The sequence below is a fragment of the Agromyces sp. P2_B3 genome (assembly GCF_056404815.1).
In genome coordinates this window covers 566,917-583,861 of record NZ_JBFUDH010000001.1, presented here as the reverse complement: position 1 = coordinate 583,861, position 16,945 = coordinate 566,917, and the positions used below count along the sequence as shown (strand labels likewise).

18 protein-coding genes (1 of these 18 cut by a window edge) are annotated in these 16,945 nt (G+C 73.6%); 10 read left to right on the top strand and 8 right to left on the bottom strand.

Annotated elements, in window-relative coordinates; translation table 11 throughout:
- The first annotated feature begins 42 nt into the window (after positions 1-42).
- Complete coding sequence (locus AC1DZA_RS02585) at positions 43-540, top strand: SprT-like domain-containing protein (protein WP_476763497.1); 498 nt, start codon at positions 43-45, stop codon at positions 538-540.
- 98 nt (positions 541-638) lie between these two features.
- A complete protein-coding gene (locus tag AC1DZA_RS02580) occupies positions 639-1,250 on the top strand; it encodes a CGNR zinc finger domain-containing protein (RefSeq protein WP_309977243.1) in 612 nt (203 codons plus the stop codon).
- A gap of 61 nt (positions 1,251-1,311) precedes the next feature.
- Here AC1DZA_RS02580 and AC1DZA_RS02575 read toward each other — a convergent pair whose 3' ends face one another.
- Both AC1DZA_RS02575 and AC1DZA_RS02570 read right to left on the bottom strand, forming a co-directional pair.
- Positions 1,312-2,133, bottom strand: a complete 822-nt coding sequence (locus tag AC1DZA_RS02575; protein WP_476771589.1) for a 2-phosphosulfolactate phosphatase — start codon at positions 2,131-2,133, stop codon at positions 1,312-1,314.
- A gap of 302 nt (positions 2,134-2,435) precedes the next feature.
- Positions 2,436-3,755 (bottom strand): hypothetical protein, encoded by a 1,320-nt coding sequence (locus AC1DZA_RS02570; RefSeq protein ID WP_476771588.1) that lies wholly within the window; start codon positions 3,753-3,755, stop codon positions 2,436-2,438.
- 130 nt (positions 3,756-3,885) lie between these two features.
- Between AC1DZA_RS02570 and AC1DZA_RS02565 the strand changes: the two genes are divergently transcribed.
- From AC1DZA_RS02565 to AC1DZA_RS02545, 5 genes are all read left to right on the top strand, one after another.
- Positions 3,886-4,431 (top strand): hypothetical protein, encoded by a 546-nt coding sequence (locus tag AC1DZA_RS02565; protein WP_476763465.1) that lies wholly within the window; start codon positions 3,886-3,888, stop codon positions 4,429-4,431.
- On the top strand, positions 4,428-5,057 hold the full coding sequence (locus AC1DZA_RS02560) for a DUF1684 domain-containing protein (protein WP_476763464.1): 630 nt from the start codon (positions 4,428-4,430) through the stop codon (positions 5,055-5,057). Before AC1DZA_RS02565 ends, AC1DZA_RS02560 begins: the two co-directional genes overlap by 4 nt.
- A gap of 242 nt (positions 5,058-5,299) precedes the next feature.
- Positions 5,300-6,868 (top strand): DEAD/DEAH box helicase, encoded by a 1,569-nt coding sequence (locus AC1DZA_RS02555; protein WP_476771587.1) that lies wholly within the window; start codon positions 5,300-5,302, stop codon positions 6,866-6,868.
- Between the two features lie 169 nt (positions 6,869-7,037).
- Complete coding sequence (locus tag AC1DZA_RS02550; protein WP_476763423.1) at positions 7,038-7,541, top strand: N-acetyltransferase family protein; 504 nt, start codon at positions 7,038-7,040, stop codon at positions 7,539-7,541.
- A 64-nt stretch (positions 7,542-7,605) separates the two neighbouring features.
- The gene (locus tag AC1DZA_RS02545) at positions 7,606-8,565 is read left to right on the top strand and encodes a nucleoside hydrolase (protein ID WP_476771586.1); all 960 of its coding nucleotides are present in this window, start codon (positions 7,606-7,608) and stop codon (positions 8,563-8,565) included.
- A gap of 44 nt (positions 8,566-8,609) precedes the next feature.
- Here AC1DZA_RS02545 and AC1DZA_RS02540 read toward each other — a convergent pair whose 3' ends face one another.
- Positions 8,610-9,191 carry an NUDIX hydrolase family protein gene (locus AC1DZA_RS02540; RefSeq protein WP_309977229.1) on the bottom strand — a complete coding sequence of 194 codons (582 nt, stop codon included), beginning with the start codon at positions 9,189-9,191 and terminating at the stop codon, positions 8,610-8,612.
- 218 nt (positions 9,192-9,409) lie between these two features.
- Here AC1DZA_RS02540 and AC1DZA_RS02535 point away from each other — a divergent pair, with 218 nt between their 5' ends.
- Positions 9,410-10,057: an alpha/beta hydrolase gene (locus AC1DZA_RS02535; RefSeq protein ID WP_476771585.1), complete on the top strand. Its 648-nt coding sequence runs from the start codon at positions 9,410-9,412 to the stop codon at positions 10,055-10,057.
- Positions 10,058-10,088: 31 nt separating this feature from the next.
- Here the strand turns inward: AC1DZA_RS02535 and AC1DZA_RS02530 are convergent, their stop codons facing one another.
- Complete coding sequence (locus tag AC1DZA_RS02530; protein WP_396133153.1) at positions 10,089-10,481, bottom strand: DUF5997 family protein; 393 nt, start codon at positions 10,479-10,481, stop codon at positions 10,089-10,091.
- Between the two features lie 140 nt (positions 10,482-10,621).
- On the opposite strand from AC1DZA_RS02530, the gene AC1DZA_RS02525 reads away from it, so the two are divergent.
- Together AC1DZA_RS02525 and AC1DZA_RS02520 are read left to right on the top strand one after the other, a co-directional pair.
- Positions 10,622-11,374: a LysR family transcriptional regulator substrate-binding protein gene (locus AC1DZA_RS02525; RefSeq protein ID WP_476771584.1), complete on the top strand. Its 753-nt coding sequence runs from the start codon at positions 10,622-10,624 to the stop codon at positions 11,372-11,374.
- Positions 11,371-12,102: a glutamine amidotransferase gene (locus AC1DZA_RS02520; RefSeq protein ID WP_476771583.1), complete on the top strand. Its 732-nt coding sequence runs from the start codon at positions 11,371-11,373 to the stop codon at positions 12,100-12,102. The genes AC1DZA_RS02525 and AC1DZA_RS02520 overlap by 4 nt, the downstream gene beginning before the upstream one ends.
- A gap of 24 nt (positions 12,103-12,126) precedes the next feature.
- Here AC1DZA_RS02520 and AC1DZA_RS02515 read toward each other — a convergent pair whose 3' ends face one another.
- From AC1DZA_RS02515 to AC1DZA_RS02500, 4 genes are all read right to left on the bottom strand, one after another.
- A complete protein-coding gene (locus AC1DZA_RS02515; RefSeq protein ID WP_476771582.1) occupies positions 12,127-12,942 on the bottom strand; it encodes a YidC/Oxa1 family membrane protein insertase in 816 nt (271 codons plus the stop codon).
- A gap of 109 nt (positions 12,943-13,051) precedes the next feature.
- The gene (locus AC1DZA_RS02510) at positions 13,052-13,345 is read right to left on the bottom strand and encodes a DUF6412 domain-containing protein (RefSeq protein ID WP_476771581.1); all 294 of its coding nucleotides are present in this window, start codon (positions 13,343-13,345) and stop codon (positions 13,052-13,054) included.
- Positions 13,346-13,520: 175 nt separating this feature from the next.
- Positions 13,521-13,790 (bottom strand): GlsB/YeaQ/YmgE family stress response membrane protein, encoded by a 270-nt coding sequence (locus tag AC1DZA_RS02505; protein ID WP_159601013.1) that lies wholly within the window; start codon positions 13,788-13,790, stop codon positions 13,521-13,523.
- 154 nt (positions 13,791-13,944) lie between these two features.
- Positions 13,945-16,945, bottom strand: partial view of a hypothetical protein gene (locus tag AC1DZA_RS02500; protein WP_476771580.1) — the end only. 25,766 nt of this gene lie beyond the right edge of the window; 3,001 of the gene's 28,767 nt are visible here — the last part of the coding sequence; its start codon lies off the right edge, out of view — the gene reads right to left on this strand; the stop codon is at positions 13,945-13,947.

The window sequence follows — 16,945 nt, the reverse complement described above, 5'->3', positions numbered from 1 at the left end:
CACCTCCTGCCGCGCGGCGTTCCGCGGGATTATCCTCATCCCATGGCGGATCTCGAGCGGGTGCGACGGTGGGCCGACGCGCTCATCGCCCTGCACCTCGACCCCGCAGTCTGGAGCTTCGGCTTCGACAACGCCAAGAAGCGCGCGGGCCTCTGCAACTACACCGCCAAGCACATCTCGGTCTCGCGGTACCTCGCCGCCCGCTACGACGACGACGAGATCCACCAGATCCTCCTGCACGAGGTCGCGCACGCGCTTGCCGGGCCCCGCGCCGGTCACGGAGCCCGGTGGACGAGCATCGCCACGGAGCTCGGCTACGTCGGCCGTCGCACGCACGACGGCGAGGTCGCGCACGAACTCGCCCCGTGGGTCGGGCACTGCCCCGCGGGCCACGAGCATTTCCGCTACCGTGAACCCCAGCGCCCCCTGAGCTGCGGCCTCTGCCGTCGTGGCTTCGACCGGGCGAACCTCATCGTGTGGCGTCATCGCGAGATCACGCCGGCGATACGGCGGCGGGCCGCGAGCGCGGCCTCCGGCTGAGCGCCGCCTCAGCCGGGTCGCCGGAACGCATGCCCGCCCGAGCATGCGTCGCACTCGAACGCGCGGATGCGGCATCCGTCACTGCTGAGGATGGTTCAATGCCCGTCTCGACCGTGTCCATCCCCATCGGACAGTGGTTCACCTCTGCCGAGGGCACGCGCTGGTGGTTCGACTCGGGCTCGTTCGCCCTCGACTTCGCCTACACCGGGCCGATGCGCGGTGCGCGGGAGGCCGAGCTGCTGCACTCGCCCGACGACCTCACCGCGTGGATGCGCGAGCGGTTCCCCGTGGCGGTCGGCGCAGCCCGCTCCCGCGACCTGTTCGACGCGATCTCGCTCCGCGACGCGATCGGGCGCCTGGCCGTCGCCGCCGCCGAAGACGACGCACCCCGCGCGGCGGACATCGACCTCGTCAACCTCTATGCCGCCACGCCCGACATCCCGCCGGTGCTCGGCGGCGGCTCGCGCCAGGCCGGCCGCTCGGTGCAGACCGTCGGGCAGGCGCTGTCGACGATCGCCCGCGACGCCGTGGACCTGTTCGATCCCGCCAACACCGGGCGCATTCGCGAGTGCGACGGCGCCGACTGCGGCATGGTCTACCTCGACACCTCGCGCGCGGCCACGCGCCGGTGGTGCTCGATGCAGCGCTGCGGCAACCGGGCGAAGGTGCGGGCGCACCGGGCCCGCAAGGCGGTGCAGGCCGCGGCCTGAACCGCGACCCGGCCGCTGCCGCGGTGGGGCCGCACGCCGGCAACGCCCCGCGAGACGCGCGTCAGGCGCGGAAGACGCCGTCGCGCAGCTCGGGCACGACCTCGGCGGCATCCAGCTCGGTGGCGAAGCGCACGTCGGCGCGGTACCCCTGCTCGACGAGCTCGACCGCACTGCCCGACGCACCGATGAGGTGGGTGGCGGCGTGCCGGAGTCCCTCGAAGGCGGCGCAGGCGACGGCCGCTTCGGGCGAGGTGTGGTCGATGCCGAGGGCGACGAGGGCGTCGACGATGGCGCCGGCCGCCAGCTGGTCCTCGATCGCGAACCGGATGGAGTCGTCGGCGGGTGCCGCTGCGGCTCCGGCTCCGGCTGCTGAGCCGGGCGCACCCGACGACCGCTCGCCCCCGGCGACGATCGCGACCACGGTGCGTTCACCCCGCTCCTCCTGCAGCGCGAGGATGCGGCGGGCGACCGCCGTGCGGTTGCGCAGCGCGCCGGCGAGCACCACGACGCCGTGATCGGCGAGCGCGGCGGCGATGGCTCCGCCGTTTGGCGACGGCAGCACGACGGGTCCGTCGAGCTCGTCGTAGGCCTCGCGGCCGGTGAAGCTCGTCGGCGAGAGGCTCGGGCCCGGCTCCCCGCGTCGGCCGGCGACCGACCCGCCCAGCCGTTCGGCGAGCGCCGTGGCGCCGTGGGGGTCATCCGTCGCCCATGGAGCGATGGGCACGCCATGCTCCACCGCCGCCACCACGGCCGTCGTGAACGAGAGCACGTCGACCACGACCACCACGTGGGCGCCCGGCAGGATGCGTTCGGCGCCCGCCGCGCCCCAGTCGAACCGCACCTGGTACTTCGCCTGCCCGAACGGCGTGTTCGAATCACTCACCGGGTCAGGGTATCGCCCGGATGCCGCGGGTGACGGCCCGTGTCGCGGCGTCAGCGCGCGGCGCCGCCCATGCGCGCCGGCGCCGCTCGCGCTGCCGAAATGGAGGAAGTCCCGGGCGGCGCGCCGCGGAGCGCCGGGCCGGGGCCGGCGTTCCCTCCGCTTCTTCCTGCATTTCGGCGGGGCGGCGAGGGCGAGGCGGCGCGAGGCGAGCGGCGAGGGCGGGGCGGCGAGGGCGAGGCGGCGAGGGCGAGGCGGCGTCAGGCGAGCGGCGTGAGGAGGCGGTCTCCGTGGCGGGGCGGGCGTCAGCGCGCGGCGCCGCCCATGGCGTCGTACGCCGCGAGCGCCTCGGCGTCGCTGGCCCGAGCGGAGGCACGCCGCGCGGCGTCGAGCGCGGCGACGGGGTCGGGCTCCTGCCGGGCGATCACCAGCTGGCGCTCGGCCTCGGCGAGCCGGGCCCGGGCGTCGCCGCCGATCCGRCCGCCGCCGCGCTCGATCGCGGCGTGGGCCACCCGGACCTGGCTCTCGGCGACGGCGATCGCCCCGCCGAGCGCACCGCGGGCTCCGTCGAGGCGCCCCTGCGCGTTCCGCGCGGCCGCCCTCGCCACCTCGAGGCGGTCGCGGGTCGCGCGCAGCCGGTCGCGGTCGGCGACGGGGTCGACGCTGCCCACTGGTCGGATGACTTCGCCGGGCGCGGCACCCGCCCGTTGCGCCCCACCGGGCGTCCTGCCCGCGAGCACCGCCGAGGCCTCGCCGATGACCACGCCGAGGCCGGCCTGGGCGTCGCGGTCCTCGGTGGCGTCTCGTTCCGAGCGGGCGGCCGCCAGGTCGGCGTCGAGGGCCGCCGCGGCGGCGTCAGCCGCCGCCTCCGCCGAGGCGAGGTCGGACTCCGTCCGTTCGACGACGGCGAGGTCGTGGTCGGCGCGCTCCAGCCGGTCGGCGACGGTCGCGAGGGGCTCCGCCGCGGGCTCTGCCGCTGCGATCCGGCGATCGGCCTCGGCGAGCGCGGCCAGTGCGTCGGCGAGGGCCGCGTCGGCGCGCCCAGCAGCAGCGAGCGCCGAGCGCAGCGCCGTCGGCGCGAACCGTTCGCCGAGGCGCTCGAGGGCGGCCGCGGCATCCGTGCGCCGTCGCTCGATGCGGGCGACGTCCTCCCGGAGCGCCGCGAGGTCGGTTCCGGCGCCCCGTTCGAGGCGGCGGCGGGCGGCGAGCCCCGACTGCGCCGCCTGGAGCGTACGCAGGGCGGAGTCGCAGAGGTCGACGATGTGCGCGCTCCATCGGCGCCGGTCGGCGGCCGACTCCTGCTCGGCGTCGTCGAGGCGCCGCTGCAGGAGGATCGCCTCGCGGAGGCGGGAGCCGGCGGTGTCGAACGCCGTGCGCAGCTCGCGGGCGGCGGCGGGACCGAACTGCGCCTCGGCGAAGGCGATCTCGCGGTCGGCCTCGCGCACCGCAGTGTCGGCCTGCACGATGAGGCCCTTCGCGCGCACCTCCAGCTCCCGGCCGGACTCGAGGGCGGCGCTCTCGCGGCGCACGCCGAGCCGACGCACGCCGACGACCCCGCCCGCGATCACGAGCGCGGTCGTGCCGAAGACGACGAGCGACGGCAGCCACCACAGTGCTTCGCCCATGTGGCGGAGTCTAGGACGTGCGGGTGCGACGCGGCTGGGACCCCGGCGGAGGCTGCGCGTCGGCCGGGCGGGCGCCGTGAATCCGGTCGCGGTGCTTTGCCGTGGCATCCGCTGGCCATACTCTCGGCTCATGCGGGTCCTGCTGAAACTCACGCTCGATTGCACTCCGGATGCCGCGTGGCGGGCGCTCCGGAGCCCGGCCGTGCTGCGCGAGGTCGTCGCCCCCTGGCTCGACTTCTCGTCGCTCGAACACGGCGGCCTGCCGACGACGTGGCCCGAGGGGCCGCATCGCGTGCGGGCGCTCGCGTTCCGCCGGTTCCCGGCCGGCGAGGAGGTCGTCGACGTGAGCTATCCGGGCGGCCTGCCCGCGGGCGTGCGGATGCTCCGCGACGGCGGCGGCGCGCTGACCGGCCCGCTCGCGGTGTTCGACCGCTGGGATCACCGCATGGCCGTGTCGGAGCTGCCCGACGGGCGCACCCTGTATCGCGACCAGCTGCGGGCACGTGCAGGCGCTCTCGACCTGGTGGCGTGGTATCCGACGTGGGCGTTCTGGCAGTGGCGGGGCCTCCGGCTGCAGCAGCTGGCCCCGACGTGGTCGTTCGACCCGCCTGGCACCGCGGATGCGGAGGCCGCCGACGCCGCGGCCTCCGGAACCCGATCGGAGGCGACCGCATGAACGACTCGATCGGCTCCCTGCAGCTCTCGGACTGGCGCCGGCGAGTGTTCGGCCTCTACACGGGCGTGCGCCAGCTCAGCGTGCACGACCCCGCCGAGGGCCACGAGCTCTGGCGGTCGGGACGCGACGAGCTCTTCGCGGGGCATCCGCAGTCGCCGCTGCTGCCCGACGACCGGGCGCGCTTCACGGGGCTGACGGTGTCGCGCTACGACCCCGACTGGCGCTTCGAGCTCGAGGTGCGCCGCCCCGACGAGCCGGTGCGGATCACCGTCGACAGCGCGTCCGACGGCGCCATCCCGTTCTCGCTCGTGGGCACGGTGCGCATCCCCTACCTGGGCACGCTCGACGTGTGGCGGCTCACGACGTACGGCGGCGGGCTGTTCCTCCCGGTGAAGGACGCCCTCGCCGGCGTGCCCGGCGGCACCTACGGCGGCGGGCGCTACCTGCTCGACACGGTGAAGGGCGCCGATCTCGGTCCCGGCTCCGACAGCGACTCGCTGGTCATCGACTTCAACTTCGCCTACAACCCGTCGTGCGCCTACGACCCGTCGTGGTCGTGTCCCCTCGCGCAGCCGGGCAACACCCTTCACGAGGAGGTGCCGGTCGGCGAGCGGATGCCGCGCTGAGGGGCCGCGCACAGGGGGCGTGCAGCGGCATCCGCTAGAGTGGTTCTCGGTGAGCGCGACGAACGCGCCGCCTGCGTCGTAGAAACGCTTCCGGGCAGGGCCTCATCAGAGGGCGCCCGATGATTCTCGTACGGCGAACGGATGCGCCGACCGGCGCCTTCGCCACTCTCCCACCGACGGGTCCGAACCGCCGCCGAATGCGGCGCAATCCCGTGCGGTGCGCTCTGCCCCGAAAGGCACCAGTGACCGACACCACCTTCAGCACGCTCGGCGTGCCCGCTCCGATCGTCGCGGCCCTCACCGCCGACGGCAAGACCACCCCGTTCCCGATCCAGGTCGACACCCTGCCCGACACGCTCGCCGGGCGCGACGTGCTCGGCCGCGGCAAGACCGGCTCGGGCAAGACCCTCGCGTTCTCGATCCCCATGGCCGCGCGCCTCGGCGGATCCCTCGCCGGCGGCAAGCGTCGCCCCGGCCGCCCCCTCGGCCTCGTGCTCGCCCCCACCCGCGAGCTCGCCACCCAGATCGACGCGGTGCTCGCGCCGCTCGCCGCCGCCTACGGCATGAAGACGACGACGATCTTCGGCGGCATCAACCAGAAGCGCCAGGTCGACGCGCTCCGCGCCGGCGTCGACATCGTCGTGGCCTGCCCCGGCCGCCTCGAGGACCTCATGAAGCAGGGCTTCGTGACCCTCGACGCCGTCGAGATCACCGTGCTCGACGAGGCCGACCACATGGCCGACCTCGGCTTCCTTCCCGTGGTCACCCGCATCATGGACAAGACCCCGCAGGGCGGCCAGCGCCTGCTGTTCTCGGCCACGCTCGACAACGGCGTGGACAAGCTCGTCAAGCGCTTCCTGCAGAACGAGGTGCTGCACTCGGTCGACGAGGCCACCTCGCACGTCGCGGCGATGACCCACCACGTGTTCGAGGTCGAGGACGTCGACGCGAAGAACGACCTCGTGAAGGCGCTCGCGTCGGGCACCGGCCGCCGCATCCTCTTCATGCGCACCAAGCACCACGCGAAGAAGCTCGCGAAGAAGCTCACCGACCAGGGCATCCCCGCCGTCGACCTGCACGGCAACCTGTCGCAGCCGCAGCGCGACCGCAACCTCGCGGCGTTCTCTGACGGCTCGGCCCGGGTCCTGGTGGCCACGGATGTCGCGGCGCGCGGCGTGCACGTCGACAACGTCGAGCTCGTCATCCACGTGGACCCGCCCATGGAGCACAAGGCGTACCTGCACCGCTCGGGCCGCACCGCCCGCGCCGGCAGCGAGGGCGACGTCGTCACGATCTGCCTGCCCGCGCAGAAGCAGGACCTGAAGACGCTGCTCCGCAAGGCCGCGATCACCGTGACGCCCGAGCGCGTCACGGCGAACTCGCCGTCGGTCACCTCGCTCGTCGGCGACGTCGCCCCCTACGTGAAGCCGGCTCCCCGCGCTGCGGTCCAGCCGCAGGGCGGCGGCCGCTCGCAGGGCGCCAACGCGCAGCGCAAGCGCGCAGCTCGCGACGAGCGCAGCCCGCAGGGCGCCGGTGCCGGCGGTGGTTCGCGCGGCTCGCGCGGTGGCCGCGGCACCGGTCGCCCCGCCGGGCAGGACGACCTCGCCCCCGCGACGCCGCGCCGGGACCGCTCCGGCCGCCCCGCCGAGGCCAAGGCGCACGCACCCAAGCAGGGCGCGGGCCACAGCCGCGGCGCCCAGGCCACGGGTGCACAGCGCGGGGCATCCGCCCGCCAGGGCCAGGGCAAGCAGCCGCTTCGCGTCGGCAGCCTCGTGTCACCCGCGCGCACCAACCGTCGCGCGCAGGGCTGACCCTCCGCACCACCTGCCGAAGGCCCCGCCGCCGACCACCWGGTCGACGGCGGGGCCTTCGCCGTCTCCGCGGCGGACCCGGTGCGCGCGCAGGCGCCTGCGCGGGCGCTCAGCGCAAGGGCGTATCGCACGATTTCGCGTCCCGCGCACCCTGGCTTAGCCTTCTCGCATGAGCACCGAAGTTGTTGCCGAGGTCGTCGTCCGTCCCATCCGCGATTCCGACGTGGAGGCGCTGGGGCGCGTCCACGCCACCTGCTGGCACGAGACCTACGACCACCTGATCAGCGCGGCGGCCTTCGAGCACCTCTCGCCGCGCCGCATGGCGGAGCTCTGGAACCACTACGCCGAGCGCGGCGAGGAGTACCAGCAGTTCGCCGCCCTCGTCGACGGCGAGATCGTCGGCTTCGTCGGCTCGGGTCCCGCACGCGACGAGAACCCGCCCCGGGAGCGCGAGCTCTACTTCATCTACCTCCTCGACGCGTACCACGGCACCGGCATCGGCCAGAAGCTGTTCGACGCCGCAGTCGGCGACGACGCGGTGTACCTCTGGGTCGCCTCCGACAACCCCCGCGCGCACCGGTTCTACGAGCGCAACGGCTTCGTGCTCGACGGCGCCGATCAGCACGTGCCGTTCCTCGGCGAGGAGATCCACGAGGTGCGGTTCGTCCGCTGACGCGGCACGAACGCGCGTCGAATGACGGGCGCGGCGACCCCGGCGGTCGCGTTACGGTGATGCGATGAGCGTTCCCGTGATCCTCGACGTCGACACGGGCGTCGACGACGCCCTCGCCATCCTCTTCGCCGTGCGGCATCCAGGTATCGACGTGCTCGGCATCACCTGCGTCGCGGGCAACGCCTCGCTCGCGCAGGTCGTCGACAACACGCTTCGGGTGCTCGACGCCGCGGGTGCGCCCGACCTGCCCGTCGCGGCGGGCGCCGCGCGGCCCCTGCTCGAGCCGCCCCGCTCCGCCGGCCACGTGCACGGCCTCGACGGCCTCGGCGGTGTCCCCCTGCCGCCCACGGAGCGGCGACCCGAACCGGTGGGCGCGGTCGAGCTCCTGCGCCGGCTGATCCTCGAGCACCCGACGCCCGTCACGCTCGTGGCCCTCGCCCCGCAGACGAACCTCGCGCTGTTGCTGCGCACCTACCCCGAGGTCGCCGGCAACCTGGAGCGCATCGTGTTCATGGGCGGCTCGGCCGGCGTCGGCAACGCGACGGCCGTGGCCGAGTTCAACGTGTGGCACGACCCCGAGGCCGCCGCCATCGTGCTCGACGCGAACGTGCCCGCCTACATGTACGGGCTCGACGTGTTCAACCGCGTCTCGGTCGAGCAGGACGTCGCGGCCGCGCTCGAGCACGGCGACGACCCGCTCGGCCGCGTCGTGGGCGCGCTCCTCGGGCATCGCATCGCCCTGTCGGCCGACGAGCAGGAGGAGTACACCGGGCTCATCGGCGACGCCGGCGCGGTGTGCTCCATCGTCGACCCGCTGGCCCTCCGCACCGAGGTGCGTCCGGTGCGCGTCGAACTCGCCGGCTACGGCCGCGGGCAGACGCTCGTCGACCTGCGCGAACGTCGTGGCGAGGACATGGTGCACGGGCTCGCCGACGAGTGGGCGAACGTCGAGATCGCCCTCGAGGTCGATGCGACGCGGCTCACGCGGCTGTTCCTCGAGACGCTCGGGCTCGCCGGGCGCTGAGCCGGCGCGGCGTCACTCGGCGCGGCTCGTCAGCGTGGCATCCGTCAGCGCAGTGCGCCCACCGACGCGAGCGCCTGCTTGACGAGGATGCCGCGCCCGCCCTCCATCTCGGCGGCGATGCTCTCGGACACCGCCTCGACCGGGGTCATCCACGTGACCTCGAGGGCGTCCTGCCGCGGCTCGCACGTGCCCGTGACGGGCACCACGTAGGCCAGCGAGACGGCGTGCTGGCGCTCGTCGGAGAACGGCGAGATGCCGGGCAGCGGGAAGTACTCGGCCACCGTGAACGGCACCGGGCTCGCGGGCAGCAGCGGGAACGCCATCGGCCCCAGGTCCTTCTCGAGGTGGCGGAACAGGGCGTCGCGCAGCGTCTCGCCGAACATCACGCGGCCCGACACGAGCGTGCGGGTCATCTCGCCGACCGCGTTCGCGCGCAGCAGCACGCCGACCTCGGAGACCTGCCCCAGCCCGTCGACCCGCACCGGCACCGCCTCGACGTAGAGCAGCGGAAGGCGGCCCCGGATCTCGGCGAGCTCGAGGTCGGTGAGCCAGCCCGGGTTGGCGGGCGGCCGCACGACGGGCTCGTCGTCGGGATTCCAGTCCGGGTCGGGGGTGCGCACGCTCATGCCTCGATTCTGCCCCACGCTCGCCCGCTTGCCCCGATCCGTCGCGATCTCGTGTTCGGTGCACGACGCGCCGGGGCGGATGCACCGAACACGAGATCTCGATGCGAGGGCGCGGCGGGCGGGCGGGCGGCTGGGCGCCGCGAGGCGGCGGGTACGCTCGAAGGCGGGCGTGCGGCATCCGGCGGCTCGCAGCATCCGCCGCCCGGAGCGGAGGACCCATGCCCGAGGTGCGCGTCGACGACGAGGCCGTGCTCTGGTCGGCGTCGGCCGCGGATCGTGCGGGACGTCCGCTGCTGCTCCTGCTGCACGGGTACAACTCGAACGAGGGCGACCTGTTCGGCCTGACGCCGTACCTGCCGCTCGAGCCCGCCATCGCGTCGTTGCGCGCACCGCTGTACACCGGGTACGGGCACGCGTGGTTCCCGCTCGTCGCCGAAGGCGCCGAGCTCTCAGTCGAGGGGGCGGATGCCGCGACCGACGCGATCCTCGACTGGCTCGATCGTGCGGCGCCGGGCGCGGCACCGATCGGCCTGCTCGGCTTCTCGCAGGGCGGTGCGATGGCCCTCGAGCTCCTGCGCCGGGCACCCGAGCGATTCGCGTTCGCGGTGAGCCTCGCCGGGTTCGCGCTGCCCGGCGAGCGCGACGGCGACGAGCGGATGTCGCAGCTCGCCCCGCACGTGTTCTGGGGCCGCGGCACCGTCGACGGGGTCATCCCCGTGGCATCCGTCGCCCGCACGCAGGCGTGGCTGCCCGCGCACTCGACGCTCGACGAGCGCATCTACGAGGGCGTCGGCCACTCCGTGTCGGATCGCGAGCTCGCCGACGTCGCGGCGTTCATCCGCGCCCGGTTCGCACCGGCCGCGTAGCGGTCGTCACCGAGCGCCGGGCGCCAGAGGCTCAGACCCCCGAGCCGCCTCCGCCGCCGCCGGCCTGGCGCGCGGCGCGCTCGCGGTCGCGGTCGGCGACACGGATCTTCTCGGCACGCACGGCGGCCTGCGTGGCCCGCTCCTGCACGAGCCACTGCGGCGGTGCCACGAGCAGCGCCTTGATCTCGGCCGTCGTGAGCGGCTCGGTGATGCCGCCCCGGGCGAGGCCCGAGTTGGAGATGCCGAGCTTCGCCGCCACGACGTTGCGCGGGTGCGGTCCCTCACGGCGCAGCACCTGCAGCCACTCGGGCGGATCGGCCAGGAGCGCGTTGAGCTCGTCGCGGGTGACGTCGCCCTCGCGGAAGTCCTCGGGCGCCGCCTCGAGGAGGATGCCGAGCTTCTTGGCTGCGGTCTCGGGTTTCATCGACTGGGACTGGCTCACCCTCACACCGTAGCCCGTCACGCGGCATCCGCCCACCGGCCCGCGGCAGCGCGGCTGCGACGGCACCCGTCGGTAGGCTGTGGGGAGGCCGGAAGCGGCCGGATGACTGGACTGGGGGCGCCGTGACGCTGAGGCTGCGCTACGTGGCCGGGGTGAGCCCCGCGAAGTGGCTGCGCGCGTGGAACGAGCGACGGCCCGACCTGCCGCTCGAGGCCGTGCGCGTCGAGGAGGCCGAGCAGCTCGCCGACCTGCGGGCCGGTGAGGCGGATGTCGCGTTCGTGCGCCTGCCCGTCGACGATGCGGGCCTGCACGTCATCCAGCTCTGGGAGGAGCTCGCCGTCGCCGTGCTCCCGAAGGACCACCCCCTCGCCGAGGCCGAGGCGCTGACGCTCGCCGATCTCGAGCACGAGCCACTCGCGCCGGCGCAGCCCGACGCCGCGATGACCGTCGAGCTCGTGGCCGCCGGAACGGGCCACGCGATCCTCCCCCACGGCGTTGCGCGCCTGCACCACCGCCGCGACGTCGTGGCAGTGCCGCTGACGGATGCCGCGCCGACGCGCATCGCGCTCGTCTGGCGCATCGAGCGCGACGACGCCGACATCCAGGAGCTGGTCGGAGTGGTGCGTGGGCGTACGGCGCGCAGCTCACGGCGCGCGGGTGACGACGAGGAGGCCGCTGCGCCCGCGAAGGCGACGGCGAAGGCCAAGGCCAACGCGAAGGCCGCGGCGGCCGAGAAGGCCAAGGGCGCGAAGGGTGGGAAGGGCGGGAAGGCGGGCGGCACGGGCGGCACGGGCGGCGCATCGCGCGCCGGCGGGCGCGGCTCCGGCGCCCGCTCGGGGCGCAGCGCGCGCAAGCGAGGCGGTCGCTCGCGATGAAGCCGTTCCTCTTCCTCTCGGCGCGCCCCGAGGTCGAGGCCGTCGGCCCCGAGTACGAGTCCGTGCGGCGCGCCATGGGCCTCGACGCCGGCCGGCTCGAGCACGTGCGACTCGACGTGGATCCGCTCGGCGACCTGCGGCTCGACGAGGTCGCCGGGGTCGTGGTGGGCGGCAGCCCGTACAACGTGACGACACCCGAGGCGTCGAAGCATCCGGTGCAGCGCCGCGTCGAGGCGGACCTCGCACGCCTCGCCGAGGACGCGGTCGAGCGCGACCACCCGCTGCTGTTCACCTGCTACGGCATCGGGGTGCTGACGCGCGTGCTCGGCGGGGTCGTCGGCACGGAGCACGGCGAGGAGGCCGCCGCCGTCGTGATCAGCCTCACGCCCGACGGCGTCGCCGATCCGCTCGTGGGCGAGCTGCCCCGCCGCTTCCACGCCCTGGTCGGCCACAAGGAGGCCACCGAGCGGCTGCCCGACGACGCGGTGCTGCTCGCGTCCTCGGCGGCGTGCCCGGTGCAGGTGTATCGGGTGGGGCGCCGGGTCTACGCGACACAGTTCCACCCCGAGGTGTCCACCCACGACTTCGTGGCCCGTGCACAGGTGTACCGCCATCACGGGTACTTCCCGGCGAGCGAGCTTCGAGCCGTGAGCGAGCGGCTCGCCGCGGCATCCGTCACCGAACCGCAGCGGTTGCTGCGCCGCTTCGTGGACCTCGCCGACGCCTGAGCCGAGCGGGGCGGCCGCGGGCGCTCACGCCGGAAGGGCGGGCAGCGCGGGCGGCAGCGGATACACGCGCCGCAGCACGAGGCGCTGGCCGAGCGTCCACGTCACGGTGACGAGCAGGTAGAGCGCCGCCGCGAGCGGCACGAACGCCGCGATCACCGCCGTGACGAACTGGAGGAGGCCCACCACGCGGAGCATGGCCGCCGACCCGAGCACCGCGGCCGCGGCATCCGTCCCCGATGCGGCTTCGCCCGGGCGTGCAGCGGGTCCGTCCTGCGGCGTGGGCTGCGGGCGGAAGGCACGGCGGGTGAGCTCGCCGACGAGCGCGATCGCGCCGATCAGTGCCCCGAACACGAGCAGCGCACCGGGCGTGAGGGTGCCCGACGCGATCGAGCCGGCGAAGCTGGAACCGAGCGGCACGCCGAGCAGGGTCTGCTCGAGCAGCACGTTCGGGTGGCCCGCGATCGTCGGCAGCACGAACAGCGCATAGATCACGCCGACGATCGGCGCCTGGATGAGCATCGGCAGGCAGCCCGCGAACGGCGAAGCGCCCTCGTCCGCGTAGAGCGCCATGGTCTCGCGCTGCAGGCGCTCGGGGTCCTTCGCGTGACGGCGACGCAGCTCGGCCAGGCGGGGGGCGAGCCGAGCGCGCGTCCGTTCGGCCTTGGCCTGCGAGACGCCGACGGGGATGAGGGCGGCGCGCACGAGCAGCGTGACGAGCACGATCGCGGCGGCCGCGCTCGACGCGCCGGCGAACGGCGTGAGCACCGCGGCGAGGTGCATGAGGAGGGCGTGCGCCGCGTCGAGCACGGCGGCGACGGGCGGAAGGTCGTACAGGTTCATGAGGTGTCCTTGCGGTCGAGGGATGCGGGATCCGTCTGGCCGCGAGGGCGGGACCGTGCACGTGCGAGCGCCCCGTCAGGCGGGACGTCGAAGGGCGGTCGGTCGGGAGCTACGCGGCCGGAATGCCGCGCCCCGGCGCCCTCGGACGCGGGCGCCCGGCCGCATCGGGGTCGCTCTGCGCGAGGAGCCGCCCCGGGTCGGCGGTCTGCCGGAGCCGGGTCGACGCGCCGCTCGGGTCGGCGGCGACGAGCGCGGGGATCGCCCGCCATGCGGTGACGACCAGGGCGAGGGCCGCAGCGCCGAGGACGCCCACGAGCAGCGCGCCGACGTGCGCGTCGGAGGCGACAGCCAGCTCGAGCGCCGCCTGCAGCATGCGGAGCATCGCGAGGAACGGTTCGAGCACGTCGTCTCCTCTCGCTCCACGGGGCGTCGCCGCCGATGCTAGCACCGTAGGTCGGCTCCGCGCCGAGCGGCATGTCGCCGTGGAGACGGCGGCGGCTCCGTGAGCGCCGGGCGCCGGGAACACGAACGGGCGGATGACGCGACTGCGTCATCCGCCCGTTGCTGTGCTGGGTGGTTCAGGTGGTGCGGCTGCGGTTCCTCGTGATGAGGCCCCAGATGAGCAGCACGATGATCGAGCCGCCGATCGCGAGCAGCCACGTGCCCAGGTCCCAGAACTCGGTCAGGGGCCGGTTCAGGATCAGGCTTCCCAACCATCCGCCGAGCAGGGCGCCGACGACGCCCAGCAGGAGGGTGATGAACCATCCGCCGCCCTGCTTGCCTGGCAGGATCAGCTTCGCGATCGCGCCGGCAATGAGGCCGAGGATCAGGAATGCAAAGAAACTCATACGTGCTCCTTCGTTTCGGGGGTGCCCAACGAAATCACGCTACGCCGAACCCTCGCAACCCCTTGAACGCCACTCTGGGGTCCAGTATGCGGAGACTCCGGTCCGTTTCGGGTCGACGGGTCGACGAGGTCGGGCCGGAGCTGCGCCGCGGCGGTCAGACGGCGACGAAGCCCAGCGTCTCCAGCACCCGCACCTTGCCCGCGCCCTTCGGGATCTCGAGCGTGGCGACGCAGTCGCCGGCGGGCGGATGCACGACCTGCGTGGTGCCCACGCCGTCGGTCCCCACCTGCAGCACGAGCGTCGTGGAGTAGACGATCGCGCCGGCCGCCGAGCAGACCAGGCGGACCTGGTAGAAGTCGCGATTGTTCGCACCCGCGGCGGTGAAGCTCACGCCGCCGTCGGGTGCGATCGCGAGTGAGAACGGGCTCGTCGCGTTCGGAGCGGCAGGCTGGGGCGCCGCGGCCGCGGTTCCGTCCGCCGTGCCCGTCGTGGTGCCCGATGTCCCCGTCGTCGTGCCGGAGGTGGTCACGGTCGCCGTGCTGGAGGTCGTCGCGACGGACGTCGTCGTGGTCGTCGTGGCGACCCGGGCTCCGCTCCCCGCAGCGCCCTGCACCGGCGCCCCAGTGAAGGCCGCGTCATCCGTGCGGAACCGGAAGGAGTCGAACGACTGGCCCGTGCCGCGCCCGAACACGCCGGTCTGCCCGTCGGCGAGCGGGGAGTTGTAGGCGTAGGAGGTGATGACCTGACCGTCGAGCGTGATCGTCACGACCGTGCGCTTCAGCACCAGGTTGAGGCGGTAGTCGCGCCCGGCGACGAAGACCTTCGCGACCGAGGCGTCGACGACCCAGCCGCCGCGCGGCGACACGTGACCGATGACGAGGCGCTTGCCCGCGACATCCAGCGCGACGAACTTGAAGTCGTCGTTCGCATACCAGTCGAAGACGATGCCGCTGTAGCCGTTGGCGGCGAGCACCGCCTCGACCTCGAGGTAGCTCATCGGGTCGAGTCGCACGCCGGTTCCCCCGGAGGCGGGGGCGCCGCCGACGGTGTAGCCCACGAGCGCGGCAGCGAGGCCGTCGACGCCCGGCATCCCCGTAACCCTGCCGGGCGGCGACGACCACGTTCCTGCGACGGGGGTGAAGGCAGCGGATGCCCCGTCGAATGCCTCGGTGCGGTCGACCGTGATCGCGGGCGAGATCACGGTGAGCGCGATGTTGTCGAACCAGCCGCGCGCCTGCTGCGAGCCGAACCCGACGAGCCCCTTGTTGAGCGCGACCGAGTCGCCGTCGACGAGGCGCGGTGCGAACGTGTAGCTGAACGCGTTGCCGCCGTCGATCGTGACGGTGACGATGAGCCCGTTCACCACGACGTTGAGGTCGTAGTACTTGCCCGAGCGCACGCCGCCGGGCACCACGCCCTGCGCGTCGACCCACCACCCGCTCGCGTTCCGGTGCCCGATGACCATCTTGTTGATCGACTCGTCGATGCCCGCGAACTTGAAGTCGAACGGCCCGAAGTAGTCGAAGACGATGTAGGCGTTCGCCTTCCAGCCGCCGGTGGCCTTGTCCATGGAGATCTTCGCCGACAGCTCGAAGTAGACGCTCTTGTAGGCGTCCGAGTACCAGACGGCGACGGCGTCGTTCGTGACACCCGCCGCCGTCACCTTGAGCACGCCGCCCTGCACCGAGAACGCGCCGGAGTCGGTGGCGAAGCCCTGGGTGGTGCCGTCGTTGAAGTCGGCACCACGCAGGGTGTCGCGGCGTCCGCCCGGGATGTTGCCGGCCTGCGGATCGGTGGGCCCGCCGGTCTGCGTCTGCCACTGTCCGTGGTCGTGCTGCGTGATGAGCCCCAGCTCGCCGTAGGGCTCGCCGTTGCGGGCCGGGTCCTCGCCGGTGTCGGTCGCGCGCGTCGGGTCCGCGCCCTGGCTGCGCGAGAGGGCGTAGAGGAAGAGCGGCAGCTGCGGCTCGACCTGGCGGCTCACAGTGGCGATGCCGAACGGAGCGAACGGCACGAGGTAGGTGTTGAACTCGCCCACCCAGTCGATCAGGCGGTCGCCGCCGGTGTTGCCGATGAGGATGTCGAGGCCGGCGCCGCCGTAGACGCGGTCCTGGTAGCTGGAGTTCACGCCGTCGGGCACGTCGTTCAGGCCGCCGTTGGTGGTGAGCACGTCGTCGGCGTTGGAGAGGTCGTTGCCCCAGCCCGGCCAGAGCGTGTCCTGACCGGTGCCGCCGACCGACCAGTCGTTGCCGAGGTCGCCGAACAGCACGTCGTCGCCGTCGGAGGGCTGGTTCGAGATCGTCGCGGTGCAGGTGCCCTGGTTGTCGACCGCCACGCACGCGGTCACCCAGTTCCCCGAGAGCGCCTCGTTGTTGAGGAAGAACGGACGGTTCCACGGGGCGGTTCCGCCCTTCCACACGGTGCCGTCGCCGTTGAAGAGGATGACCCGCCGCGGGTCGTACTCGTCGTAGAGGAGGAACTCCCCGAGGCGGATCTCGTTGTGGTTGTTCGAGTGCCACGCGTTCGTGTCGGCGCCGAAGTGCAGCACGTCGCCCGGGTTCCACGGGTGCGCGAAGTCGAGGTACTCGAGTCCGATCGGGTCGCCGATCGGCGAGAAGTGCTGAGCGTAGCCCGAGGTGCCGCCGATGCCGATCGCCTCGGCGCCCGAGATCGCGTCGTCGCCGGCGCCGCCGTGGATCCAGTCGCCGCCCCAGCCGCCGAAGATGATGTCGTCGGAGTTGTTCGCGTCGAACGTGGGCTGGTTCGCGACCTGGTGCTGGCTCATGTTCTCGTTCGGGCCGAGGTTGTAGACGGTGAGGTCAGCCGCCTTCACGAGCTGTCCGGCCACATTGATCGTCGCGGTCTGCACCTGCCCGGGGGTGTAGATGAACTCGCCCAGCACGTCGCCCTGGCTCGTCTTCGTGTCGGGGTCGACCGTGCGGAACTTCAGGATCCCGTAGAGCGGCTCGGCGACCTCGTTGCAGACGGACGAGGAGGCGACGGAGCATCCGGTGTTGCGGCTCGTGAAGATGCGGCCGTCGTCGCCGAGGATGCCGTCGGATCCCGTGCCGCCCGAGATCCAGTCGTTGCCCCAGCCGCCGATGAGGTCGTCGTTCTGGGCGTCGCCGTAGATGACGTCGTGGTCGGCGCCGGTGTAG